Origin of the sequence: Stenotrophomonas sp. OVS01A (assembly GCF_019969775.1) — a bacterium.
In the GTDB taxonomy this organism is placed as follows: Bacteria; Pseudomonadota; Gammaproteobacteria; order Xanthomonadales; family Xanthomonadaceae; genus Stenotrophomonas; species Stenotrophomonas indicatrix.
In genome coordinates, this window is the sequence record NZ_JAHXYV010000007.1 from 48,731 (window position 1) to 74,051 (window position 25,321).

Below are 25,321 nucleotides of genomic sequence, written 5' to 3' on the forward strand. Positions count from 1 at the left end.
TGGCGGTTTGGCGGCAGAATGATGACGGCGCAGGCGCTGGCACATCCGGTCCCGGCGGGGGCGGCAATGGTCACGCCAGTGGAACACTGCCTGTGCACGATGCCGCCGCAATGCCCGCCAGGCCTTGCCCTGCCGGGCACAACACCTTAACCACCGGCAACCCATACAGGTTCACAATGCACAGGCGGCGCACCCCGTGTATCATTCGCGCCCATCTTTCCATCCGAATCAAAGGATATTAAGCCTGATGTCCAGCTACCTCTTCACCTCCGAGTCGGTCTCTGAAGGCCATCCGGACAAGGTTGCCGACCAGATCTCCGATGCGGTGCTGGACGCGATCCTGACCCAGGACCAGCGCGCCCGCGTGGCCTGCGAGACCATGGTCAAGACCGGCGTTGCCATCGTTGCCGGCGAAATCACCACCAGCGCCTGGATCGACCTGGAAGCGCTGACCCGCAAGGTCATCGTGGACATCGGCTATGACAGCTCCGACGTCGGCTTCGACGGCGCCACCTGCGGCGTGCTGAACCTGATCGGCAAGCAGTCCCCGCACATCGCCCAGGGCGTTGACCGCAAGAAGCCGGAAGAAATGGGCGCTGGCGACCAGGGCCTGATGTTCGGCTATGCCACCAACGAAACCGACAGCTACATGCCGGCGGCGATCCACCTGTCGCACCGCCTGGTCGAGCAGCAGGCCAAGATCCGCAAGAAGCGCAACTCGCCGCTGTCCTGGCTGCGTCCGGACGCCAAGAGCCAGGTCACCCTGCGCTATGAAAACGGCGTGGTCTCGGCCATCGACGCGGTGGTCCTGTCGACCCAGCACGCCCCGGGCATCAAGCAGAAGGACCTCATCGAGGCCGTCCGCGAAGAGATCATCAAGCCGGTGCTGCCGGCCAAGTGGCTGCACAAGGGCACCAAGTTCCACATCAACCCGACCGGCAAGTTCGAGATCGGCGGCCCGGTGGGCGACTGCGGCCTGACCGGCCGCAAGATCATCGTCGACACCTACGGCGGCTGGGCCCGTCACGGTGGTGGCGCGTTCTCCGGCAAGGACCCGTCGAAGGTCGATCGTTCGGCCGCCTACGCTGCCCGCTACGTCGCCAAGAACGTGGTTGCCGCCGGCCTGGCCGACCGTTGCGAAGTGCAGGTCTCCTACGCCATCGGCGTGGCTGAGCCGACCTCGATCTCGGTCACCACCTTCGGCACCGGCAAGATCAGCGACGACAAGATCGAGAAGCTGATCCGCAAGCACTTCGACCTGCGCCCGTACGGCATCATCAAGATGCTGGACCTGATCCACCCGATGTACCAGCAGACCGCGGCCTATGGCCACTTCGGCCGCAAGCCGAAGGAGTTCAGCTACATCAACGGCGAAGGCGAGACCGTCAACGCCACGGCCTTCTCCTGGGAGAAGACCGATCGCGCCGCCGCCCTGCGCGCCGATGCGAAGCTGAAGTAAGAAACACGAAGGGCCGCGCAAGCGGCCCTTCTGCTTTCGGTAGTGCCGGCCGCTGGCCGGCAACCATGCATCGGTTTCCGGACATCATGAGGGTGCCGGCCGCTGGCCGGCAGATGGTAGTGCCGGTGGTTGCCGATACAATCGCCCCATGTCGACCGAACTCAAATCCCACCAGCTGTCCATGACCGTGCTGATGTCGCCGGAAATGGCCAATTTCTCCGGCAAGGTCCACGGTGGCGCGATCCTGCGCCTGCTCGACCAGGTCGCCTATGCCTGCGCCAGCCGCTATGCCGGCCGCTACGTGGTCACCCTGTCGGTGGACCAGGTAGTGTTCCGCCAGCCGATCGCGGTGGGCGAACTGGTCACCTTCCTGGCCTCGGTGAACTACACCGGCACCTCGTCGATGGAAATCGGCGTCAAGGTGGTGGCCGAGGACATCCTCAAGCGCAGCGTGCGCCACGCCAACAGCTGCTTCTTCACCATGGTGGCGGTGGACGAGGACGGCCGGCCGACGCCGGTTCCATCGCTGCAGCCGGCCAGTTCGGATGAAAAGCGCCGGCAGGCCGCAGCGCTGATCCGCCGCCAGCTTCGGCAGGAAATGGAGCAGCGGCATCTGGAACTGCTGGCGTCCAATCCGCCGTCACCGGAAGAATGAAAGCGGGCCGACCGGGCTCGGCACCTGGCAAACCGGTAGTGCCGGCCGCTGGCCGGCAACTGCAGTAGCCTGCCTGCTGTGAGGTTGCCGGCCAGCGGCCGGCACTACCATTGCGAATTCGCCGGGCCATGCCCGGCGGATGCGCATCACCCCGTGTTCTGCACGCCCTGCGAGACACCATTCACGCAGGCCACCAGCGCACGCAGCAGGTCGTCGTCCTCGCGCCCGCTTTCGCGCCAGCGCTGCAGCAGGTCCACCTGCAGCACGCTGATCGGGTCCACATAGGGATTGCGCAGGCGGATCGACAGCGCCAGCCGCGCGTCGTGGTCCAGCAGGGTCTGCTGCTCCATCAGCGCCAGCAGCCAGTGCCGGGTCAGCTCCAGTTCGCGCTCGACCTGGGGGAAGAACGCATCGTGCAGCTCGCCGGACAGGCGCGAGAACTGTTCGGCGATGGTGATATCCCCCTTGGACAGCACCATCGCGATGTCATCCAGGAAGGTGCGGAAGAACGGCCAGTCCCGCGCCATTTCACGCAACGTGGCTTCATGGCCGGCGTCGGCGGCCGCCTGCAGGCCGCTGCCGACCCCATACCAGCCCGGAATCACCGCGCGCGCCTGGCTCCAGGCGAACACCCACGGAATCGCGCGCAGGTTGGTCAAGGCCGCATCCTGGCCGAGCCGGCGCGACGGCCGCGATCCCAGCGTCATCCGTTCAATCACATCGATCGGCGTGGCGGTACGGAAGTAATCCATGAAACGCGTTTGGCCAACGAACGCCCGATAGACCTCGCTGCTGGAACCGGCGACCACGTCCATCACCGGCCGCCAATCATCCTCGCGCGGTTCGGCGGCACGCGGGCGCAGGCTGGCGCGCAGCACCGCACCGGTGGCCTGCTCCAGCGAACGCAATGCCAGCGCGCGGATGCCGTACTTGCGGTGGATCACCTCGCCCTGCTCGGTCACCCGCAGGCGGCCATCGATGCTGCCGCGTGGCGAGGCATCGACCGCGTGCGTGGTCTTGCCACCACCGCGGCTGATCGAGCCACCGCGGCCATGGAAGAAGGTCAGGCGCAGGCCCGCTTCGGCAGCCACTTCCAGCAGCTCCACCTGCGCGCGCTGCAGGCCCCAGCGTGATGCGGCAATGCCACCATCCTTGCTGCTGTCCGAATAGCCGAGCATCACCATCTGCACGTCCTCGCGTGCACGCAGGTGCGCGCGGTACACCGGATCGGCCAGCAGATCGCGCAGCGTCGCGGTGCCGCGCTTGAGGTCGTCCACGGTTTCGAACAGCGGCGCGATATCCAGCGGCACGTGGCCGGCGTCATCGACCAGGCCGCCACGACGCGCCAGCGCCAGCACCGCCAGCACATCGCCACGGTCGTGCGCCATCGAGATGATGTAGCTGCCCAGCGCGTCGCCACCATGCCGCGCACGGGCATCGGCCAAGGCCGCGAACACTGCATCCAAGCGCTGGTTGCCCTCATCATCGCCAACAGACAATGGTGTTTCACCACTGGCATGCGGTGCCAGCAGGCGTGCGCGACCCGCTGTATCCAATGCGTCCCATGCCGCATCGCCCCCCAGCACTGCCGCCAGCGCGCGCGCATGCACGCTCGATTCCTGGCGCACATCCAGCCGCGCCAGATGGAAGCCGAAGGTCTTCACCCGCCACAACAGGCGCTGCACCGCGAAGCCGCCGGCATGCTCGCCCCGGTTCGCGCGCAGGCTGTCGAGGATCAGCTGCAGGTCGTCGATCAGCTCGTCCGGGCCGGCATAGGCGCCGTCGGCATCATCCAGCGTGGCCTGCAGGCGTGCGCGCATGCGGTCATTGAGCAACCGATATGGCATGTCGGCATGGCGTGGCCGCGACTGCACCTGCGGCAGCAACTGCTGGTAATGCGCGACGCGCGCCTGCAGTGCATCGCTTACCCCCACCCGCTCGGTGGATTGGCTGAGCAGGCTGGCCAGCTGCAGCAGTTCCTTCTGGTAACGGCCCAGCACGGCAACGCGCTGTGCATCCAGCGTATTGCGGATGGTGTGCGCATCCACATTGGGATTGCCGTCCATGTCGCCGCCCACCCACGTGCCGAAACGCAGCAGGCGCGGCAGCGGCAGTTCCGCGCCATAGGTATCGCGCAGTGCCTGCTGCAGCGATTCGTACAGCACCGGGATCACCCGGTACAGCACCTGCACCAGATAGAAGCCGACGTGCTCGCGTTCGTCGTCCACGGTCGGGCGCACCGGCGAGGAATCGGTGGTCTGCCACGAGGCGGTCAACGCCATGCGGAAACGCGCGGCATCTGCGGCCGCTTCACCCGGCGTGCGCTGGCCGTCGAGATTGTCGACCAGGCTGGCCACCATCAGCTGCTCTTTCTCCAGCAGCGCGCGGCGCACCGCTTCGGTCGGGTGTGCGGTGAACACCGGCTCGATATCGATGCGTGGCAACCACTGCGCCAGTTCGTCCAGGCCAACGCCCTGCGCCTTCAGGTGCTGCAGGGCATCCTGCAGGCCATCGGGTTGCGGTGCGGCGGCAACGGCGCGCTGGTAGTCGCGGCGGCGGCGGATGCGATGCACGCGCTCGGCGATGTTGACCACCTGGAAGTAGGTGCTGAACGCGCGCACCATGGTCTCGGCCTGTTGCGGTTCACGCCCGGCCAGGCCGTCGGCCAGCACGGACAGCGGCGCCTGGTTCTCGCGGCGGGCAATGGCACGCGTGCGCACGTCCTCGACGTCATCGAGAAAGGCGGCCGATACCTGCTCGACCAGCAGGTCACCGACCAGTGCACCCAGACGGCGCACGTCGTCACGCAAGGGAAGATCAGGGGAAGCGAATTCGATACTGCTGCGGTACTCGTTCATCGGCGACGCACAGGCCTCGGTCAACGGATCCAGACCCCAAGCCTAAACCAGAACGCGTGCCGTGCTGCGCTGCAGAAATGGTTTCATCTGGTAGTGCCGGCCGCTGGCCGGCAACCTCACGTTGCGCAGGTCCATGAGGTTGCCGGCCAGCGGCCGGCACTACCAGCACTGGTCAGCGCGTCTTCTTCGCCTTGCCCTGCTGCACCGGGCCGAGGTTCTGCTCGAGCCAGCGCTCGCTTTCGGCCAGCATCGTCATGATCGATTCGCGTGCGCGGTAGGCATGCGACTCGTTCGGCAGCATCACCAGGCGGGCGGTGCCGCCCAGCCCCTTCACTGCGGCAAACATGCGTTCGCTCTGCATCGGGAAGGTGCCCGAGTTGTTGTCGTCCACGCCGTGGATGAAGAGGATCGGATCCTTGATCCTGTCGGCGTAATTGAACGGCGCCATCTTCTGGTACACGTCCTGCGCCTGCCAGTAGTTGCGCTCTTCGGCCTGGAAACCAAACGGGGTGAGCGTGCGGTTGTAGGCGCCGCTGCGCGCGATACCGGCCTTGAACAGGCGGGTGTGCGCGAGCAGGTTGGCGGTCATGAACGCACCGTAGGAGTGGCCACCGATGGCGATGTGCTCGCGGTCGGTCACGCCACGCCGCACCACCTCGTCCACCGCGGCCTGCGCATTGGCCACCAGCTGTTCGATATAGGTGTCGTTGGGCTCCTTGTCGCCTTCGCCGATGATCGGCATCGACGGGCTGGCCAGCACCACATAGCCCTTGGCCAGGAACGCCTGCGGGCCCCAGTAGCTGATGGCGTTGAAGCGGTACGGCGAATCGGTCACCTGGCTGGCGGCCGCCGCGCTCTTGAACTCACCCGGGTAGGCCCACATCAGCAGCGGCCGCGGACCATCGCGCTTGGGGTCATAGCCCGGCGGCAGCAGCAGGGTCGCGGTCAGGTCCACGCCGTCCTTGCGCTTGTAGCGGATCTGCTCCTTCTGCACGCCCTTCAGCTGCGGCAGCGGATGGGCGAAATGAGTCAGCGCACGCGGTGCGGCGTTGGTGTCGGCCAGCGACTGCACGTAGAAGTTGGTCGGCTCGTCCGGGCTCTCGCGGCTGATCAGCAGCGAACTGGCCTGCGCATCCAGCAGCGTTACCGGCGCGGCGTAGGTCGGTGCCTGCGAATGGAACAGGCGGGTTGCCTTGCCGCTGGCCACGTCGAAGCGATCAACGAACGGACGGTCGCCTTCCGGCGATGCACCGGCACCGGCCAGGTACAGGCTGCCGCCATCAGCGGTGGTCTGCAGCAGCGAGCGGCCGCGGTCATCACTGGCCATCAGCGGGCGGCCCGGATCGGCGTAGCGGTCCTGCGCGTCGCGATCCCACAGCAGCCTGGCATCGGCGCTGGCGTTGTCCGGTGCGATCAGCCAGGTCTTGCTGCGGCGGGTCTTCCACCACGATTCGTTGAGCAGGGCCAGGTCGCCACGGCCCCAGCTGATGCCGGCATAGCGGCTGCCGAGCTGGGCCAGGGTCACCGGCGGCGTGTCGAACGGTGCGGCCTGCATGAACACCGCATCGCGCACCTTGGCTTCCCGGTTCGGGTCGCCACCATCCTGCGCTTCGGCCCAGACCAGGGTGGCATCGGCATCGCCGCGCCAGCTGATGTCACGCACGCCGGTCACTTCGGCATCGTTGCCGGTCGGCAGACCTTCCACCAGCGGCCGTACGGCCACGGTATGCACCAGCTTGCCGGTGCTGCGGTCGAGCACTTCGATTCGGCGCGGGAAGCTGCTCAGCGGCACCACGTAGGAGTACGGACGCTGCACCGGCTGGCTGAGCACGAAACGGCCGTCGGGCGACACCGCAAAACCCATGAAGATGCCGGCCGCACCGATGGCACGGCTCTGCCCGTCCAGCCCCACTTCCATCGGTTGGGTGGTGGCGTAGTAATCGAACTGGCGCGCGTCGGCCTCGTTCTTCAGCAGGTCCTGGTAGGTGCGGATGGACACCACGCCACCGCCCTGGCTGGTCTGCTGCACGGCCGGGCCGGTCGGGATGCCATCTGCAGCCGGGGCGGCGCCAAGGTTGGCCGGGCGGGTGAACACCACCAGGCCACGGCTGTCCGGCAACCACTGGTAGCCAGTGCCCAGAACGGTGTTCAGGCCGGCGACCAGGCGACGGGCGCTGCCGCCAGCCACGTCCACCAGCCACAGCTCATTGGCCCCGGTAGCGGCATCGACCTGGTTGAAGGCCAGCCACTTCTGGTCCGGCGACCACGTCAGGCTGGCGATCGACAGCGAGGCCGGCAACCCGCTGATCTGCCGCTCCTTGCCGTCGGCTACATTCATCAGCCACAGCTTCTGGCCGAAGCTGAAGCGGCTGTCAGAGAAGGTTTTCGGATTGATGCGCAGGCCGGCCAGCTTCAGCTCCGGCTGTGCCACCACCTGGATCGACGGCAGCGACGGCATCTGCATCAGCGCGGCCACATCGCGGCGTGGCGACAGGTACAGCGACGGCGCCCGCGGCGCGTCGACCACGGCCTGCAGTGCGGCCGAGGGCAGCTCGTAACCGGCCACGCCCTGCGCCTGCGCCGCGGCCGCCTGCGGTGCCGCAGCCCAGGCCTGCGGGACCACCGCCAGCAGTGCCATCGACAGGACCAGGCCAGTCAAGCGCCGGTTGCGGCGTGCGTGCGTGCTCATCATTGTTCCACCTGTTCGCTGCATGAAGCCCTCGACCTTAACAGGCCATGCACCTGCGCCCATCTGCCGATGGTTGGGTCATCGCCGTGTCACAGCGGAGGCGCGATATAATGGGCATCCTCCCCTGCCGAGGGGCGCTGCGACCGGATCCCTGAGACCGGCCAGGCTCGGCCAGGTGGCTTTGCAACAACGGCGCCCGGCCAGATGCGAGCATCCGCTCGCCCACAACCGGAGCTACTGCATGAATGCTGTTGCCAAGACCTTCTCCACTGAAGGCGACTACAAGATCCGCGACATCACCCTGGCCGACTGGGGCCGCAAGGAACTGGACATCGCCGAGCACGAGATGCCGGGCCTGATGTCCATCCGCCGCAAGTACCAGGCCGAGCTGCCGCTGAAGGGCGTGCGCGTGACCGGCTCGCTGCACATGACCATCCAGACCGCGGTGCTGATCGAGACCCTGAAGGACATCGGCGCTGACGTGCGCTGGGCTTCGTGCAACATCTTCTCGACCCAGGACCACGCCGCTGCGGCGATCGCCGCCACCGGTACTCCCGTGTTCGCCTGGAAGGGCGAGTCGCTGGAAGAGTACTGGGACTGCACCCTGGACGCGCTGACCTTCACCCTGCCCGACGGCACCCTGACCGGCCCGGAGCTGGTGGTCGACGACGGCGGTGACGTGACCCTGCTGATCCACAAGGGCTACGAGCTGGAAAACGGCAGCACCTGGGTCGACGAAAAGGCTGCTTCGCACGAAGAGCAGGTCATCAAGAACCTGCTCAAGCGCGTGGCCAAGGAGCGCCCGGGTTACTGGGGCCGCGTGGTCAAGGACTGGAAGGGCGTTTCGGAAGAAACCACCACCGGCGTGCACCGCCTGTACCAGCTGGCCCAGGCCGGCACCCTGCTGATCCCGGCGATCAACGTCAACGACTCGGTCACCAAGAGCAAGTTCGACAACCTGTACGGCTGCCGCGAGTCGCTGGCCGATGGCCTCAAGCGCGCGATGGACGTGATGCTGGCCGGCAAGGTCGCCGTGGTCTGCGGCTACGGTGACGTCGGCAAGGGCTGCGCCGCGTCGCTGCGTGCCTACGGCGCGCGCGTGGTGGTCACCGAGATCGATCCGATCTGCGCCCTGCAGGCGGCGATGGAAGGCTTCGAGGTCAACACCATCGAATCCACCCTGGGCCGTGCCGACCTGTACGTCACCACCACCGGCAACAAGGACATCATCCGCATCGAGCACCTGAGCGCGATGAAGGACCAGGCCATCGTCTGCAACATCGGCCACTTCGACAACGAGATCCAGGTCGATGCGCTGGTCGCCTTCCCGGGCGTGAAGCACGTCAACATCAAGCCGCAGGTGGACAAGTACATCTTCCCCAACGGCAATGCGATCTTCCTGCTGGCCGAAGGCCGCCTGGTCAACCTCGGCTGCGCCACCGGCCACCCGAGCTTCGTGATGTCCAACTCGTTCGCCAACCAGACCCTGGCGCAGATCGACCTGTGGGCCAACAAGGGCACCTACGAGAACAAGGTGTACCTGCTGCCGAAGAAGCTGGACGAAGAAGTGGCCCGCCTGCACCTGGAAAAGATCGGCGTGAAGCTGACCACCCTGAGCCAGGAACAGGCCGACTACATCGGCGTGCCGGTGGAAGGTCCGTTCAAGCCGGATCATTACCGCTACTGATGCCGTGCGCGGGGTCGGATCCCTTTCCGCAGGAAAGGGCTCTGACCCCAGCAACGGATGCACACGGACGGGCGCCTTCGGGCGCCCGTTCTGCATCCGGGCACCCGCCGCCGTGTTCCGCGCGCCCTGTCACAGAGCCCTAAGCAGTCGCTTGCTACGCTCTGTTCCCGCCAACGGCCCCGGCGCGGGATGTTGCAATGCCCAGCCCGCCGCGTGGCCGCCACGGCCCCCCCGTTCCATGGTTCGCCCCATGCCTGCCGCCCGCAGGCCATGCGCCAGGACGCAGACATCAAAGGATAGACATGCAGCGCAGCAGTGAACGTATGACCCGGGCCATCAAGCCCCTCATGACCCTGTGCTGGGTGGCCCTGCTGGCCGCCTGCACCCCGCCCTCCGGTGAAGCCCAGGCCACGACACCTGCAGCCGCCACCGAACAGGCCAACACCGACGGCAAGGCGGCCAGCGCCCCGGCAGCGGCCGCCGGCAGCACCGCCTGCGCCAATCCGGCATCGCCGGTGCAGACCCTGATCTGCAACGACCCCGCCCTGTTGAAGCAGGAAGGCGAGCTGGCCAAGGCCGAAGCCGCCGCAAGCCAAACCCTTGATGCCGCCGGCAAGGCCAAGCTGCAGGCCGAGCAGCAGCGCTGGATCCAGCACACGCGCGACCTGTGCAGCGACGCGCACTGCCTGCAACAGGTATCTGCCGACCGCCTCAAGGTACTGTCGGCCACGCGCGACGGTCTGGTCGACCAGGACGCCTGCGAAGTGCCCGACGGCCAGCAGCAGTGCGTGGACATGCTGGTGCTGCGCGACCCCAACAGCCAGCTGGCGACCTTCAACACGCTGCTGGGTGAAAACGGCCAAAAAGGCAGCCTGCTGGGCTGCACGGCGGCAACCAACATCGGCGCCGGCCACAACGCCCTGCTGGCGGCCAACTGCACCCTGGAAACAGCCAGCGGCAAGCGCAACGTGCAAGTGTGCAGCAACCAGATGGTCGGCCAGTTCGCCATCGAACCGGCACCGGCTGCCTACGGCACCGAGGCCACACGCCAGCTGCTCGGCTTCACCCAGCAGCACTGCGCCGGCTGACATCAGCCGGGCGGGCACGGCTCCCTTTTCCTCATTGAAGGACGATGACCATGGCAACGGATTCCACTCTCACCCGCGAACAGCTGTCCACGCTGTTCCTCAACACCGAACTGGGCGGCAACACCCGCCACCTGGACCATTTTTCATACGCCCAGGAGGGCACCAGCGCCTATTCGTTCGGCCTGGTGCAGTTCGACGTCGGCGGCAACCCCCAGGCCAGGCGCTTCCTGCGCGACAACGGTTTCACCAACGGTGACATCGAACTGCTGTCCCAGCACGGGGGGCTGAGCACACAGCAGCTGGCCGCGCTCGACGCCAAGCTGCAGGCCATTCCGCAGGCCAACATCGACCAGCTCACCAACGCCAAGCTGGACAGCGCCATCGAGCGCGTCGACGAGGCCATCGCCAAGGTGCGTGCGACCAACCCGGCCGCCGCCGATGCCATCGTGGCAAACCCGGAACTGCAGCTGGCCATGGCCGACTATGACAACCAGTTCGGCAGCATGGGCCCGCAGTTCATCAGCTATCTGGCCGGCAACGCGGAGAAGCTGCAGGGCGGTACCGTCCAGGCCGGCGATCCACCAAGCCGGGCCGACGTGCAGACCTTCGTCGATGCGACCAAATTCGGCATCCAGTCGCCTGCGGCCGTGACCAGCCGCGATCAACGCTTCGACACGGCCATGACCCAGCTGGGCATCAACCCAACCCATGCCCCCTCGCACGGCTCGCCCAGCACACCCGGTGCGTCGGCTGGCAGTGGCGTGCTGGTGAACGGCGCAAAGGGCGATGAGGTGCAGGCCATGCAGCAGAAGCTGGCCGACCTCGGCTACACGGGCAAGGACGGTGCACCGCTGGTGGCCGACGGTCACTTTGGCCCGGGCACCCTGCAGGCGGTCCAGCAGTTCCAGCGCGATCATCAGCTGACGGTGGACGGCAAAGCCGGCAGCGGCACCTTGGGTGCGCTGGAGGCGGCAAGCCAGCAGCATCAGCAGGCCGAATCAGCAGCACCGAGCATGGCCACGCCCGGGCACGCCGACAATCCGCGCTACCAGCAGGTCGTAGAAAAGCTGGAAGCATTGGAACAGCAGCGCAGCCAAGGTGGACTATCGCCGCTGTTCCATGACCGCGGCCAGCTGGAGAATGCCGCTGGACAGGTCGCCTACGAGTCCAAGCTTGTCGGCATGTCACAGGTGGACACCGTGGTGGCGCGCCCCGACGGCCAGGGTGTATTCGCGGTGCAGGGCCAGCTGGGCGATCCTGCCGCGCATCGCACCTACATCGACCTTGCGCAGGCGGTCAGCCAGGATCTGCCATCCAGCACTCGCCAGAGCGAAGCGTTGAACGCCGAACAGACACAACGACAGGCGCAGGAACAGGCACAGGCACAGCAGCCGCTGTCGCGCTGATCTGCGATGGATCGGATCCACGCACAGCGTGGATCCTGTCGTCCGGTTCGGTATCCACGCGCGGCGTGGCTCTACTGCATGCGCTGGCGGTCGTCGCCGAGGGCGAGGCGGCACTGTTCGCGGAACGCAAGCTGCCACGCGGGCAGATCGAAGCGCTCGCGCTCCTGGAATGACACCGTCTCGGCGGCCAGCACGTAACAGCGGTTGTGCGACAACCGTAGTGCCGCCTCCCTATCGCCGATCTGCCAACACCGATCGATGCAGGCCTGCATCAACGCATAGTCCGGGTTGTTCCTGGCACCGCCAAAGGCGAAGCCCATCTGCTGCGCCATCGCCACCACCGGATCCTCACCAGCATGCGCCGATTTCAGGATGCGCAGCACACCTGCCTCGGGCACGCCAAAGGCCCAGTTGGCCAGCACGGCCGAGCGCGCCGCGCACACCGCCAGCTCGGCATTGCGCAACCGCATGTGCTGGCCAGCGAGCATGGCCCAGCCCTTCTGCAGGTCTGGAAAAGCCGCAGTTGCGGCGTCGAGCAGTGGGATCGCAGCGGCGGGCTCGCCCGCTGCTACATGTCCCTGCGCCAACTCGACAAGCCGGAAAGGCGAGTCTGCGTCGTCCACATCATGCGCGCGCGGATCCCACTCGTCGTCATCCCACGCATCCTCGTCCAGCGCGCGATTGATGCCCAACCAGTGCACGAACACGTCCAGCGAAGAATGGCTGTAGACCATCCTGCCCTCGTCATGGAACATCTCGCAGACCAGCGGCAATGCGCCTTCGCGCCCCAATGGCCAGTACAGCCCGAAGCAATCGCCGTTGCCCAACGCGCCTTCGGCGATCGGCAGAAAACCCTGCGGTGGGTACGGGCCCGCTGCCACTTCGGTGTCAAAGGTCAGGTCGTGGAGGTGAGCGGGTGCGCGCATGCTGGAGCCTGGGAAAGCCGACGTGCAGTATCGCAGGGTGCGGCAATAGCCTCGGTCAAGGCAATGCCCGCGCGCGGCGCTACGATATGCCCATGACCCCGGCCATCAACCTGCTCAAGCGCGAGAAGATCGCCCATACCGTGCACAGCTACGTGCACGATGCCCATGCCGAATCCTACGGCGGCGAGGCCGTCGAAAAGCTGGGCCTGGACCCGGCACAGGTATTCAAGACCCTGCTGGCCAGCACCGAAACGCACGAACTGCTCGTCGCCATCGTGCCGGTGGCCGGCCAGCTTGATCTGAAAGCACTGGCCGAGGCGGCCGGCTGCAAGAAGTGCGAGATGGCCGCCGTCGATGCCGCGCAGCGCGCAACCGGCTATCTGGTCGGCGGCATCAGCCCGCTTGGGCAGAAGAAGCGCCTGCGCAGTTTTCTCGACGCCAGCGCGCAGGCACTGCCCACCCTGCACGTCAGCGCGGGACGGCGTGGCCTGGAAGTGGAGCTGGCACCGGCCGACCTGCTGCACCTGACCGGCGGCCACTACGCCGCGATCGGCAGGCCCCGTTGATGCGCTGGCCCTGGTCCACATCGCCGCCACCGCGGCTGGACGACCCGCAGGCCGATGTGCTGCTGCAGGACCTGCTGTCGCGCGATGCCAGTCGTATCCATGCCGCCAGCAGCCGCCTGGCACGGTTGTTCAGCGCTACGACGCTGGATGCGCTGGCACCGCAGACCGAGGGGATCGAGCAGGCCTGCCAGGGCGTGCAGCTTGGCGGTGCGCTGGTCAGCAACGATGTGCACCTGCAAGCGGCACTGCGCCGACTGCGTTATTGGCGTGAGCGCAAAGGCTGCCTGTGCGCGCTGTATCCGGATTACCTGTTCTTCGACCCACGCCGGCTCATCGAGCAGGGGCATGTGCGGCTGCTGGAACAGGGCGTGGCCGAGGATGGCTGGGGCGACCGCCATCGGGTGGCCTGCACCTGCTGCGGCCAGCGCTGGGATGCCACCGACCGCGAGTACCACTACCCGTGGTGGGAGTGGACCTTGCTCGCCCTTGATTGAAGCCACGCGTGGCGTGGTTCTACTGCGAAGGCGGATCCACGCCAAGCCTGGTTGTGCCGGCTCCCGCTACGAAAGCCAGGAGAGCACGTCCTTCATTCGTTGAGAGCAAAGGTCACCGGCACGTCCATCACACTCATGGCGGGCAACGCGGGCTGTTGCGCGTCGCGTTGCATGGCCCACGAGCGGAGCCCCTTGGCCGCTGCCGCGTCCAGCACCGCGTGACCACTGGACACGCGTACCACGGCCGCGACAATCCTGCCGTCCCCGTTCACCAGCGCCTTCAGCTGCACTTTGCCCTGCAACCCGTCACGTACAGCCGCAGAGGGGTACTCGGGGAATTCACGCCTCCAGTTGCCGCTGGCCGCAGGGAACAGTGTCGCCTTGGACGACAGCGGGCAGCGCGCAGGGAATCGCAGCACCAGTGACAGCGGCTGCGCGGACGGCTGAGGTTCCGCAGCGGCCTTGCATACCGCCATCGACACCGCTTCCAGCATGCGTTGCTGGCGCACCAGCGCTTCCGCATCCGCAGCCACGACGTGCAGCGTGCAGCGCCCTTGCTGGGCACGCGCCTCCATGCTGCTGACGCCCACATCCTGGATCGATGCCGCGTTGCTCAATCCACCGCATGCGGCGTTGGCATCGTAACGCTGGGCTGAACTCTCGGCTGAACCCAGCAAGGCGCCCAGCGCCACCGCCAACGGCATCCACGTTCTGATCGTCATCGTTGCTTCCTGCTGTGATGGAAACAGCATCGTATCCCGCGGTGGCCGCAGCGGATTTCACATCGCAGTGCGCTGACGCGCATCGCGATGCTGTGTTCTCACGGCCGCCAGTTGGCGTTGTTCTCCCAGAACGCCACCGCGCGCTGATAGGCTTCGCGGTCCAGCGGCACGCCCGAACCACCCTCCTCCACGCCCAGCGCATTGCGCATCATGGTGATCGGCGCCATCGGCACTTCTTCCGGTTCGGCGGTATAGATGCAGCCGACGATGCCCCAGTCCGCATCGATGGGTGAACCTTCCTTGGCCAGCTGCTCGGCGCTGTACAGGATCACCACCAGGTAATTGGCCCGTGGCGATTCCACGCCCTCGAACCAGCGCACCAGCACCGGCAGTTCCTCACGGTTGCGCGCCTCGTAGCCGCTGCGCAGCAGGTGCCGGTTGGCGTCGGTGACCGGCACGGTCAGGCAGCGCGTGCTGGTCCAGTTTTCATAGACGAACAGCTTGCAGAACGGTGCATAGCCATCGAGCACCTTCAGCGGCGGGTGCGCGTTGAGATGCGCCTGGAACTGCTCGGCGCTGCAGTCCTGGATGGTGTTGCCGCGCGGTACGCGCGGGAACAGGCGGGGGCGGGCGAAATCGGTGAGGACGATGGACATGGCGCGGCGTGATCGAAGAATCCGCTGCACAGGGTAACCGCCACCGGCGGTGCAAGGGGAGCAGGCCGAGAGTCACTGGCATCCGAACCGGACTTGCCCCACCCTGCCTTCGACCCACCGTAGGGATTGCAGGCTCATGGATGCAGCACGCGCGTTGTCCCCTTCCCCTCGATCACGCCAACGGCCTCTGCTGAAGGCAGTAGCGGCTGTGCTTCTCGCTCCGCCCCTGCTGTTCGCTGCCGCCCTGATCTGGCCGTTGCCAGCGCCGCCGCCACCCGATGTCGGCAACAGCCGGGTGATCATCAATGCGCGGGTGGTGGACGTGCAGAACGGCGTTGCCAGCGCGCCCACCACTGTAACGGTGCGCAACGGCACCATCATCGCCATCGGCAATGGCCCCCACGACGCCACTTTGCACGTATTCGACGCCGGTGGCCGCTGGCTGCTGCCTGGCTTCTGGGACATGCATACCCACGCACTGCAGCTGTCTCCGCAACTGCAGTTCCCGTTGATGCTGGCCAACGGCATCACCGGCACCCGCGACATGATGGACTGCCCGCAGCCGACCGATCCGCTGATCGCCTGCGTCGCTGACAAGCGTCGCTGGAGCGCACAGGCCATCGCTGGCACGTTGACCGCGCCGCGATTCGTGCAGGTGGCAAGCTTCTACTTCGAAGACCCTGCGCTGGCACCACAGGATGCCGTCCGTCGCGCGCGTGAGTACGCCGAGCGCGGCGTGGATGCACTGAAGGTCTACAACCGGCTGCGCCCGGATACCTACCAACGGCTGGCTGCCGAGGCGCGGCAACTGCATCGTCCGCTGGTGGGCCACCTGCCCAGGGCGGTGGCGCTGGAAGAGGCACTGCAGGCCGGACAGCACAGCTTTGAACACGCGCATCTGTTCGTTCGCCACTGCTCCGGCTCCGCAGCTGCATGGCGCAGCGGGACGCTGGACGGTGAAGACCCGACAGCCTTGGCCGAGCACTTGGTGGACAGCTATGCGCCTGCAAGGTGCAAGGCCGCCTTCGCACTGATGCAGGCCAGCGGCAGCGCCTTCGTGCCCACTCATGTCACCCGAGAGGAGGATGCCCGCGCGCGCGATCCGGGCTTCATCGATGATCCGCGACTGGCGCACCTCGATCCGCTTTCGCGCTGGGCCTGGCGCGACGACCTGCAGGCCACGGTCACCCGCCATCCAGGCCAACGTGGCGAGCGCGCGCTGCACGCCTATTTCAATCATGGCCTGGCACTGACCGGCGCTGCGCACCGCGCCGGTGTTCCGGTGCTGGTGGGCACCGACACCGGGCTTGGCGGCTTCCGCTATCACGATGAACTGCAACTGCTGCACCAGGCCGGACTCAGCCAGGCCGACGTGCTGCGCGCAGCCACGTTGCACGCCGCACAGCACCTTCGCCTGCAGGCCCGGCATGGCAGTGTCGAGGTCGGCAAAGCGGCCGACCTGGTGCTGCTGGACGGCAATCCTCTGCTGGACATCGGCAACAGCCGGCGCGTGCATGCGGTGCTGCTGGCCGGCCACCTCTACGACCGTCCAAGGCTGGACGCACTGCTGGCCTACTCCCGCGCGCAGGCACGCTCACCTGCGGTGATGGCGCGGCTGCTGTGGGGATTCGTGACCAGCCCGGTCAGCGCGGAACTGTAGGATCGGCGGCTACAGCGCCATCCGCTCGCGCAGCTCCCGTGCCTGCCGCCGCGACACCTCCACTTCACTGCCATCATCCAGTGCCAGATCGTAACCATCGCCAATGCTCGGCGTGACCGCGCGAATGCGCCGCAGGTTGACCAGCGTGTTGCGGTTGGCACGAAAGAAAAGGTCCGATGGCAAGCGTGCTTCCAACGCGCTCAGGCTGCGGGCCAGCAATGCGTTCTGGTCGCGGAACCACAGCCGCGTGTAGTTGCCGTCCACCACCAGCCGACGGATCTCGGCAATGGACACGAACCAGCAGCGCTCGCCTTCGCGCACGAACACCTGGTCCTGCGCACCCAGCGTGCCGTGCACTGTGGGAGGTTCGGTATCCAACGCCGCATGATGACGCGCACGCTCCAGCGCTTCCAGCAGTCGCGGCGCTTCCACCGGCTTCACCAGGTAATCCAGTGCATTGGCCCGGAACGCGCGTACTGCGTAGGTGTCGTAGGCAGTGACGAACACCACCGAGGGCACCCTTTCCAACCCGTCCAGTACATCGAAGCCGGTACCGGAGGGCATCTGCACATCCAGCAGCACCAGGTCCGGCGCCAGCGCGGCGATCGCCTCGCGCGCAGCAGGCACATCGTCGGCCTCGCCCACGCACTGCACCCACGGCAGCGCCGACAGCAGCGTCCGCAGCTCCTGTCGCGCCAGCCGTGCATCATCGACAATCAGCACACGCAGCACGGCCGTCATTGCGGAATCTCCAGCAGCGCCTGCATGCGGTCGCCGACCGGCTGCAGGGTGAAACGGCCGCGCGTGCCAAGCTGCGCGCGCAGGTAGGCCAGTCCCACACCATGCCCGTGCGCAGGTTCGCTGCCAGTGCAGAGCGGGTTGTCCACCTGGAGGCGCAGCAGGTCATCGTCCAGCGACGCGCGGATATGTACCTCGCCGCCGCCAGCGCGGCTGGCAATGCCATGTTTTATCGCGTTCTCCACCAACAGCTGCAGTGCCATCGCAGGCAGTTGTGCCTGCACAGCCTCTGCGGCGATCTCCCGCCGCACCTGCAGGCGCTGTTCGAAGTGGATCGCCTCGATGGCCAGATAGTCGTCGACCACTTCCAGTTCCTCGGCCAGGGTCACCTGCTCACTGCGATTGTGGGCCAACGCGTGGCGCAGCGTGCGCGACAGGCGGGTGACCATGTCGCGGGCACGCTCGGGGTCTTCCAGAATCAGCGCTCGCAGGTTGTTCAATGCGTTGAACATGAAATGCGGATTCAGCCGCGCACGCAACGCATCGCGCTCCAGGGCACTGCGCTCCGCCTCCACGCGCAACCGCGCCAGCTCGCTGTGGCGCGCGCGGCGCAAGCCATGCAGGCCCGCCCACAGGCCCGTCCACATCAAAAGGAACAGGGCGGTGTTCATCCAGTACAGCACGACCGACGACAGCTGGTAGTCGGCACGCCCACCGGGCAACTGCACCCAGCCCATGGCCAGCGCCGGCAACAACAACGCCGCCGTCAGCGCCTGTGCAATGCTGGCACCGACCACCACGCCAGTTGCCAGTTTCAACACCAGGCTGCCCAGACTGCCATCCCACCAGCGCTGCCGCAGTGCGACCGAACGCAGCGCGCCGCTGCACAACCACAGGGACACGGCAATGCTGAGGGAGATCAACACCACGCCGCTGAACAGCGTACCGCCGCCGATACGCACCCCCAGCCACAGGCTGTACGTCGCATAGCCTGCCCATGCCAGCGCATTGAGTATCCAGAAGCGGCGGGATGGCGTGGTAGCGTCCATGAGCAGCCTTGGCGGTGGAGGAAAGGGCATACGGCGGTCAGGGATGTGCGGCGAGGAAGCGGCGCACCTGCGCCTGCAGCCAACGCGGATCATCCCACATCAGGAAGTGGTAACCCTGTGCGCTCATCTCGATCTGCACACCCGGCAGCTTCGCGTACTGCGCCTGGAACTGCGCACGGGTACTGGCTTCCGTACCCCCCATCGACTGATAAGCGGCCCAGCTGCCCAGCACCAGGACCGGCGTGTGGATGCCGTCGATGTCATCACGCAGATCGCGCACCAGCATGGAGTACATCGCATCGGCCATGCTCGTGCGATCACTGTCGCGCCCCCAACGCTGCAGCTCCGGCAGATGCTGGGTGCTGCGGGTCAGGGCTTTGGCGGTCGCATCGTTGCGTGCATTGAAGCTGGCCTCATCGGCCGCCAGCAAACCTTCACGCAGCTGCCCGGCCATCATCCCTACGTTCTGCGCGGTGGCCTGCGGGTTCATCACCGCCGCATAGAACGGCAGCGAATCAACGATCACCAGCGGACCGATGCTATCGGGCGCCTTCAGTGCCAGTTGCATCGCCAGCACACCCCCCAGGCTGTGACCGATCACGGCAACCTTCGACAGGTGCCGCGCCTGCAGATAGCCCAGTAGTTCGTCGCGCATCGCCGGCAGGAAATCGGCCGGGCGCGGATCGACAGGCGCCGCACCGGCAAACCCCGGCAGTTGCACCAGATGGCACTGCACGTCCTTCAGGGCCAGGCAGGTCTCACGCCAGACCTCCGCACTGCTGTTAAGCCCGGGAATCATCAGCAAGGGACGGCCCTTGCCGAGCACCTCGACCTGCACTGCGCCTGCAACGGCGGCTTTATCGACGGCTGTGGCATGGGCTGGGCCTGAGCCAAGCACGGCCATCGCCATGCCGATCATCGCCAGCCTGGCCAAGGCCTTCATCGCGTACCAGAGTGCCTGGAAGATCTTCATCGTCTGCTCCTTCATCGCGTGGGTGGTGCCGGGATTGGGACCAGCGTGGCTTCGCTCCCGTTGCCCCGGTTGCGATTACGGAGCAACGGTCCGTCAGCGGGGCGAACGGTCGCCCGCACGGGACGACGTGACCCGACACATCCATCGCACATCTATCGCACATCCATCTCGATGGAGAGATATACTGCTTCACACCCGATGCCGCCGCCCGTGCCATGACCGCCATCAGCTTCGAGTTCTATCCGCCCAAGACCGACGAACAGCGCACCCAGCTGGACCGTGCCGCGGCCAAGCTGAAGGCCTATGCCCCCGAGTACGTGTCCTGCACCTTCGGCGCCGGTGGCTCGACCCTCAGCTACACCTCCGAGACCGTGCGCCATCTCAACCAGCACCACGGCTTTGACGCGGCACCGCACCTGTCCTGCGTCGGCGGTACCCGCCAGGAAATCCGCGAACTGCTCAAGCTCTACCGCGCCATCGGCTGCCGGCGCCTGGTGGCACTACGCGGCGACCTGCCCTCGGGCATGGGCTTTCCTGGCGACATGCGCTATGCCTCCGAACTGATCGCCTTCATCCGTGCCGAACACGGTGATGCCTTCCGCATCGAAGTGGGCGCGTATCCGGAAACGCATCCGCAAGCGCAGGACGCCCTGCTCGACCTGAAGCACTTCAAGGCCAAGGTCGACGCCGGTGCCGATGCCGCCATCACCCAGTACTTCTTCAATCCCGACGCCTACTTCCACTTCGTCGACGAAGTGCAGCGGCTCGGCGTGCAGGTGCCGATCACCCCGGGCATCATGCCGATCTCCAACTTCAGCCAGCTGCGCCGTTTCTCCGAACAGTGCGGTGCGGAAATCCCGCGCTGGATCAGCCGCAAGATGCAGGCCTACGGTGACGACGCCGAATCGGTGCGCGCCTTCGGCGCCGAAGTGGTGGCCAAGCTGTGCCAGCGCCTGGTCGAAGGCGGCGCTCCGGGCCTGCACTTCTACACCTTGAACCTGGCCAAGCCGACGGTCTCGGTACTGAAGCTGCTGCAAGGCTGAAAAGTACGCTGCGTTATCGCAATCGGCGCTACGCTGCGTTGATGAAGCTCGTCCTGTCCCTGTTGCTGGTCCTGCTGCTGCCCGGCGTCTGCGCCGGTGTGCAGGCGCAGACCACGCGCTTGAACCGCTGCACCGATCCGCAGGGGCAAAGTGTCTATACCGACCGCCCCTGCGACAGCCTGGGCGCGCAGTCCCGGCGGCCACCGCCCGCGCCTTCCGGCAATACCCTGCAACGCGACAGCCTCGGCAGCAGCTGCCCGCGCCGGCTGAGCGAACTGGTGCAGGCTTTGCACACGGCGGTCAGCATCGGTGATGTGAACCGGCTTTCTTCGCTGTACCTGTGGGGCGCGGTGTCCGATGCCGGCGCGCAGCGGATTCTTGGCCAGCTGGAATCGGTGGTGCGGCGGCCGCTGGTGGACGTGGTGCCGGTGTATCCGCGGCAGGATCTGGATGAGGGCCAGGGCATCGCCTCACAGGATTCGGAAACGGTGCCGATGCCGGCTGCACGGCGCCATCCGATCGGGTTGCGGTTGGAGCAGACCCTGCCGGGCACCGCCACGCGTGCGGCGACCGTGCTTGGGCTGCGGCGGCAGTATGGGTGTTTCTGGATTACGTTGTGAGCGGGTGCTGCTGAACCGCCATCCACGCATGGCGTGGATCTACTGCTTGCGGTGAGGGGTCGGATCCCCTTCCAGCGGAAAGGGCTCCGACCCCAGATTCAAGCGAGGAGGTCAGAGCCCCGCGTCGCGGGGATCCGATCCTGTGTATCGCGCTACGCCGGCCACAGTCCGCGGATGGCGGCGATACCCTGCCCGCCATGCCGGCGCGCCTCGGCCACATGCTGCGGTGTCATGCCGCCGAGCGCATAGATCGGCAGCGAGACCTGGGCGCGCAGCGCGGCGAAGGCCTCCCACCCCAACGGCATTGCATCGGGATGGCTCGCAGTGGCCTGCACCGGCCCCAGCACGGCGAAGTCGCAGCCCAGCCGCTGTGCGGCCAGCAGCTGCTCAAGCCCGTGGCAGGAGGCGGCCACCAGCTGCCCGGACGGCAGCGGCCGTTCCTGCAGCGACTGCAGCTGCTCGCTGCCCAGGTGCACGCCAACGCCGAGGGTGCGCGCCAGTTCGATATCGCGGTTGAGCAGCCACTGCACACCGCGCCGATGCGCGCGCACGGCCTGCTCGATCACGCCCTGACGCTGCGGATGCTCGGCGGGCAGGCGCAGCTGGATGCGTTGCTGCCCCGAAGCCACCGCCTGCTGCAGCTGGCCGTGCCAACGCTGCAGGCCGCCCTCATCGATGTCCGGCGCAGGGGTGATCAGGTAGCAGTCCGGCTGGCGCAGTGCGGCCACCACCGGCAGGTCAGCCGGCGGCATTGAATAACGGGCCAGCTTGTCCGGCGTCACCCAGGTGATGGCCTGGCCCTCGCGTCCACGCGGGGCGCCCTTCCAGCTGCGCACGTGGCGCACTTCCAGGGTCAGGTCCTTGTCCGGGTAGCGCTGCGGCACGTCCATGATCCACTCGCCCACCTCGGCCTCGATGCCCAGCTCCTCGTGCAGCTCGCGCACCAGCGCCTGTTCGGAGGTCTCACCGGGCTCGCGCTTGCCGCCCGGGAATTCCCAGAGGCCGGCCATGTCGCGGCTTTCGGTACGGCGGTTGAGCAGGATGCGGCCGCGGGCGTCGGTGATGACGGCGGCTACGACGTGGATCGATCGTTTCGGGGAAGGCATGGCCGAAGCATGCCGAAAAGCGGGGCACCGGCGCAATCGCCGGGCGCTTCAAGGCCCAGAACAGGAAAGCCCCGCTTTCGCGGGGCTCTCCGGGGTCAGCTCAGCTGGCCGTGGCAGTGCTTGTACTTCTTGCCGCTGCCGCACGGGCACGGATCGTTGCGACCGATCTTGGGCTCGTCACGCTGCAGCTGCGCCACGCCCTGCTGGGCGGCCTCCACTTGCGCCGCCTCTTCGTCGGCGCCGTAGCCGCCAGCGTCCTGGTGCTGGAACTGCGACTGGCTCAGGCGGGCTTCCACCTGCTGGCGCTCGGCCGCTTCCAGTGCCTGCACTTCCTCGTCGCTGCGGATGCGCACGCGGGCCAGCAGGGTCACCACTTCGCGCTTGACGTTCTCCAGCATGTCCGAGAACAGCTCGAAGGCTTCCTTCTTGTATTCCTGCTTCGGCTGCTTCTGCGCATAACCGCGCAGGTAGATGCCCTGGCGCAGGTAATCCATGCGCGCCAGGTGCTCCTTCCAGCTCTGGTCGAGCACGGTCAGCATCACGTGCTTCTCCAGCGCGCGCATGGTCTCTTCGCCCACGCCCGCTTCCTTCTCGGCGAAGTGCTGGTTGATGCGCTCCTGCACCTTGGCGGTGATGCCTTCGGCGTCCAGCTCCTCGTGCGACTTGACCAGATCGGTCAGCGACATGTCCACACCGAAGTCCGACTGCAGGGTGGCTTCCAGGCCACGCAGGTCCCACTGCTCGTCCACCGAGTTCGGCGGCACGAAGCGGGCAACGATGTCGAAGATCACGTCGTCGCGGATGCCATCGACGTTGTCCTTCACCGACTCGGCGTCCAGCAGTTCGTCGCGCTGGGCGTAGATCACCTTGCGCTGGTCGTTGTTGACGTCGTCGAAATCCAGCAGGTTCTTGCGGATGTCGAAGTTGTGGGCCTCGACCTTGCGCTGCGCCTTTTCAATCTGGCGGCTGACCAGGCGGTCTTCGATGACGTCGTCTTCCTTCATGCCCATCATGCGCATGGCCTTCTGCACCCAGTCGGAGGCGAAGATGCGCATCAGGTTGTCTTCCAGCGACAGGTAGAAACGGGACGAGCCCGGGTCACCCTGGCGGCCCGAACGGCCACGCAGCTGGTTGTCGATACGACGCGATTCGTGGCGTTCGGTGCCGACGATGTGCAGGCCGCCGGCCGCCTTGACCGCGTCATGGCGCTTCTGCCACTCGGCCTTGATCGCGGCCTTCTGCTCGTCGGTCGCGCCTTCGCCCAGCTCGTGGATTTCCGCTTCCAGCGAACCGCCCAGCACGATGTCGGTACCGCGACCGGCCATGTTGGTGGCGATGGTCACGGCGGCCGGACGACCGGCGTTGGCGACGATGGTCGCTTCGCGGTCGTGCTGCTTGGCGTTGAGCACTTCGTGCTTCACACCCGCCTTGCGCAGGTGCTCGGACAGCATTTCCGAGGTTTCGATCGAGGTGGTACCCACCAGCACCGGCTGGCCGCGCTTGGCGCACTCTTCGATGTCGGCCAGCACCGCATTGAACTTGCCCTTGCGGTTGAGGAACACCTGGTCCGGGCTGTCCTTGCGGATGGTCGGGCGGTTGGTCGGGATCACCACCACTTCCAGGCCATAGATGCTCTGGAATTCGAACGCTTCGGTATCGGCCGTACCGGTCATGCCGGACAGCTTCTTGTACATGCGGAACAGGTTCTGGAAGGTGATGCTGGCCAGCGTCTGGTTCTCGCGCTGGACCGGCACGCCTTCCTTCGCTTCCACCGCCTGGTGCAGGCCATCGGACCAGCGGCGGCCGGCCAGGGTACGGCCGGTGAATTCGTCGACGATGACCACTTCGCCATCGCGCACGATGTAGTCCACATCGCGCTGGTAGATGGCGTGCGCGCGCAGGGCGGCGTTGAGGTGGTGGACCACGGTCAGGTTCTGCGCCGCGTACAGGCCTTCGGTCTCGGCATCGAGAATGCCCGCTTCCACCAGCAGCTGTTCGGCGTGCTCCATGCCCGCTTCGGACAGGTGCACCTGCTTGCCCTTCTCATCGACCCAGAAGTCGCCTTCGCCGTCTTCCGCTTCCTGCTTGACCAGGTTCGGCACGATGCGGTTGACGCGGATGTACAGCTCCGGGGAATCGTCGGCCGGGCCGGAGATGATCAGCGGGGTACGCGCTTCGTCGATCAGGATGGAGTCGACTTCGTCGACGATGGCGTAGTGCAGGCCGCGCTGGTAGCGGTCAGCCTTGGACAGCGCCATGTTGTCGCGCAGGTAGTCGAAACCGAATTCGTTGTTGGTGCCGTAGGTGATGTCCGAACCATAGGCTTCGCGCTTGTCGCTGTGCGGCATGCCCGGGTAGACCACGCCCACGCTCAGGCCCAGCCAGTTGTACAGCTTGCCCATCTGCGCGGCATCGCGGCGGGCCAGGTAGTCGTTCACGGTGACCACGTGCACGCCCTTGCCTTCCAGCGCGTTGAGGTACACCGGCAGGGTCGCCACCAGGGTCTTGCCTTCACCGGTGCGCATTTCTGCGATCTTGCCCAGGTGAAGCACCATGCCGCCGATCAGCTGCACGTCGTAGTGGCGCATGCCCAGCACGCGGCGACCGGCCTCGCGGCAGACCGCGAACGCTTCCGGCAACACCTTGTCCAGGGCTTCACCACCGGCGATGCGCTGCTTGAATTCCGGCGTCTTGGCCTGCAGCTGCTCGTCGGAAAGCTTCTCGATCTCCGGCTCCAGCGCATTGATCTTGGCGACGATGCGGTTGAGCTGGCGCAGCTGTCGTTCATTACGACTGCCAAATACGCGGGTAAGCAGGCTGTTGATCATTGAGGGAACCGGGTTGGATGGAAATGCCGCACGGCTCCGGGAAGGATCCGTCCGCCGCAAACGAATCAGGGCGCCTGGCGCCCTGTCGATGGCAACAC

General features: G+C 66.5%; 20 protein-coding genes and 1 riboswitch. Of the genes, 10 read left to right on the top strand and 10 right to left on the bottom strand.

The window, feature by feature from the left end:
• Positions 1-247: 247 nt before the first annotated feature.
• Together metK and LC407_RS18565 are read left to right on the top strand one after the other, a co-directional pair.
• Positions 248-1,459, top strand: coding sequence for a methionine adenosyltransferase (gene metK / locus LC407_RS18560; RefSeq protein ID WP_025876533.1), 1,212 nt, complete (start codon positions 248-250; stop codon positions 1,457-1,459).
• A 148-nt stretch (positions 1,460-1,607) separates the two neighbouring features.
• Positions 1,608-2,114, top strand: coding sequence for an acyl-CoA thioesterase (locus LC407_RS18565; RefSeq protein ID WP_025876535.1), 507 nt, complete (start codon positions 1,608-1,610; stop codon positions 2,112-2,114).
• 146 nt (positions 2,115-2,260) lie between these two features.
• Here the strand turns inward: LC407_RS18565 and ppc are convergent, their stop codons facing one another.
• Positions 2,261-4,972, bottom strand: a complete 2,712-nt coding sequence (gene ppc / locus LC407_RS18570) for a phosphoenolpyruvate carboxylase (protein WP_223483381.1) — start codon at positions 4,970-4,972, stop codon at positions 2,261-2,263.
• Positions 4,973-5,144: 172 nt separating this feature from the next.
• A complete protein-coding gene (locus tag LC407_RS18575) occupies positions 5,145-7,661 on the bottom strand; it encodes a prolyl oligopeptidase family serine peptidase (RefSeq protein WP_223483382.1) in 2,517 nt (838 codons plus the stop codon).
• 123 nt (positions 7,662-7,784) lie between these two features.
• Positions 7,785-7,866: riboswitch (S-adenosyl-L-homocysteine riboswitch) on the top strand.
• Positions 7,867-7,902: 36 nt separating this feature from the next.
• Here LC407_RS18575 and ahcY point away from each other — a divergent pair.
• From ahcY to LC407_RS18590, 3 genes are all read left to right on the top strand, one after another.
• Positions 7,903-9,348 carry an adenosylhomocysteinase gene (ahcY, locus tag LC407_RS18580; RefSeq protein ID WP_025876541.1) on the top strand — a complete coding sequence of 482 codons (1,446 nt, stop codon included), beginning with the start codon at positions 7,903-7,905 and terminating at the stop codon, positions 9,346-9,348.
• Between the two features lie 347 nt (positions 9,349-9,695).
• Positions 9,696-10,436 carry a lysozyme inhibitor LprI family protein gene (locus tag LC407_RS18585; protein ID WP_223483383.1) on the top strand — a complete coding sequence of 247 codons (741 nt, stop codon included), beginning with the start codon at positions 9,696-9,698 and terminating at the stop codon, positions 10,434-10,436.
• A gap of 50 nt (positions 10,437-10,486) precedes the next feature.
• The gene (locus tag LC407_RS18590) at positions 10,487-11,842 is read left to right on the top strand and encodes a peptidoglycan-binding domain-containing protein (RefSeq protein ID WP_223483384.1); all 1,356 of its coding nucleotides are present in this window, start codon (positions 10,487-10,489) and stop codon (positions 11,840-11,842) included.
• A 71-nt stretch (positions 11,843-11,913) separates the two neighbouring features.
• Here LC407_RS18590 and LC407_RS18595 read toward each other — a convergent pair whose 3' ends face one another.
• A complete protein-coding gene (locus LC407_RS18595) occupies positions 11,914-12,768 on the bottom strand; it encodes a hypothetical protein (RefSeq protein ID WP_223483385.1) in 855 nt (284 codons plus the stop codon).
• Between the two features lie 92 nt (positions 12,769-12,860).
• Here LC407_RS18595 and ybaK point away from each other — a divergent pair, with 92 nt between their 5' ends.
• Positions 12,861-13,334 carry a Cys-tRNA(Pro) deacylase gene (gene ybaK / locus LC407_RS18600; protein ID WP_025876549.1) on the top strand — a complete coding sequence of 158 codons (474 nt, stop codon included), beginning with the start codon at positions 12,861-12,863 and terminating at the stop codon, positions 13,332-13,334.
• A complete protein-coding gene (locus LC407_RS18605) occupies positions 13,334-13,828 on the top strand; it encodes a hypothetical protein (RefSeq protein ID WP_088101102.1) in 495 nt (164 codons plus the stop codon). The genes ybaK and LC407_RS18605 overlap by 1 nt, the downstream gene beginning before the upstream one ends.
• A gap of 92 nt (positions 13,829-13,920) precedes the next feature.
• On the opposite strand, the gene LC407_RS18610 is transcribed toward LC407_RS18605, so the two are convergent.
• Together LC407_RS18610 and LC407_RS18615 are read right to left on the bottom strand one after the other, a co-directional pair.
• Entirely contained in the window at positions 13,921-14,550 is a 630-nt protein-coding gene (locus LC407_RS18610) for an energy transducer TonB (protein ID WP_158684100.1), read from the bottom strand.
• Between the two features lie 98 nt (positions 14,551-14,648).
• Positions 14,649-15,206, bottom strand: coding sequence for a DUF3228 family protein (locus LC407_RS18615; RefSeq protein WP_025876554.1), 558 nt, complete (start codon positions 15,204-15,206; stop codon positions 14,649-14,651).
• A 136-nt stretch (positions 15,207-15,342) separates the two neighbouring features.
• On the opposite strand from LC407_RS18615, the gene LC407_RS18620 reads away from it, so the two are divergent.
• Complete coding sequence (locus LC407_RS18620; protein ID WP_263292384.1) at positions 15,343-16,866, top strand: amidohydrolase family protein; 1,524 nt, start codon at positions 15,343-15,345, stop codon at positions 16,864-16,866.
• Between the two features lie 9 nt (positions 16,867-16,875).
• Here LC407_RS18620 and LC407_RS18625 read toward each other — a convergent pair whose 3' ends face one another.
• The 3 genes from LC407_RS18625 to LC407_RS18635 are packed head-to-tail and all read right to left on the bottom strand — an operon-like array spanning position 16,876 to position 19,626.
• Positions 16,876-17,607, bottom strand: coding sequence for a LytTR family DNA-binding domain-containing protein (locus LC407_RS18625; RefSeq protein WP_033830364.1), 732 nt, complete (start codon positions 17,605-17,607; stop codon positions 16,876-16,878).
• Positions 17,604-18,653 (bottom strand): histidine kinase, encoded by a 1,050-nt coding sequence (locus LC407_RS18630; protein WP_223483387.1) that lies wholly within the window; start codon positions 18,651-18,653, stop codon positions 17,604-17,606. Before LC407_RS18630 ends, LC407_RS18625 begins: the two co-directional genes overlap by 4 nt.
• Positions 18,654-18,690: 37 nt before the next feature.
• Positions 18,691-19,626, bottom strand: coding sequence for an alpha/beta hydrolase (locus LC407_RS18635; protein ID WP_025876561.1), 936 nt, complete (start codon positions 19,624-19,626; stop codon positions 18,691-18,693).
• Between the two features lie 215 nt (positions 19,627-19,841).
• On the opposite strand from LC407_RS18635, the gene metF reads away from it, so the two are divergent.
• Together metF and LC407_RS18645 are read left to right on the top strand one after the other, a co-directional pair.
• Positions 19,842-20,669: a methylenetetrahydrofolate reductase [NAD(P)H] gene (gene metF, locus LC407_RS18640; protein WP_099841913.1), complete on the top strand. Its 828-nt coding sequence runs from the start codon at positions 19,842-19,844 to the stop codon at positions 20,667-20,669.
• A 41-nt stretch (positions 20,670-20,710) separates the two neighbouring features.
• Entirely contained in the window at positions 20,711-21,289 is a 579-nt protein-coding gene (locus LC407_RS18645; protein WP_223483388.1) for a DUF4124 domain-containing protein, read from the top strand.
• 152 nt (positions 21,290-21,441) lie between these two features.
• On the opposite strand, the gene LC407_RS18650 is transcribed toward LC407_RS18645, so the two are convergent.
• Both LC407_RS18650 and secA read right to left on the bottom strand, forming a co-directional pair.
• On the bottom strand, positions 21,442-22,395 hold the full coding sequence (locus LC407_RS18650) for a Nudix family hydrolase (protein ID WP_154879380.1): 954 nt from the start codon (positions 22,393-22,395) through the stop codon (positions 21,442-21,444).
• 95 nt (positions 22,396-22,490) lie between these two features.
• The gene (gene secA / locus LC407_RS18655) at positions 22,491-25,223 is read right to left on the bottom strand and encodes a preprotein translocase subunit SecA (RefSeq protein WP_025876568.1); all 2,733 of its coding nucleotides are present in this window, start codon (positions 25,221-25,223) and stop codon (positions 22,491-22,493) included.
• Positions 25,224-25,321: the final 98 nt, after the last annotated feature.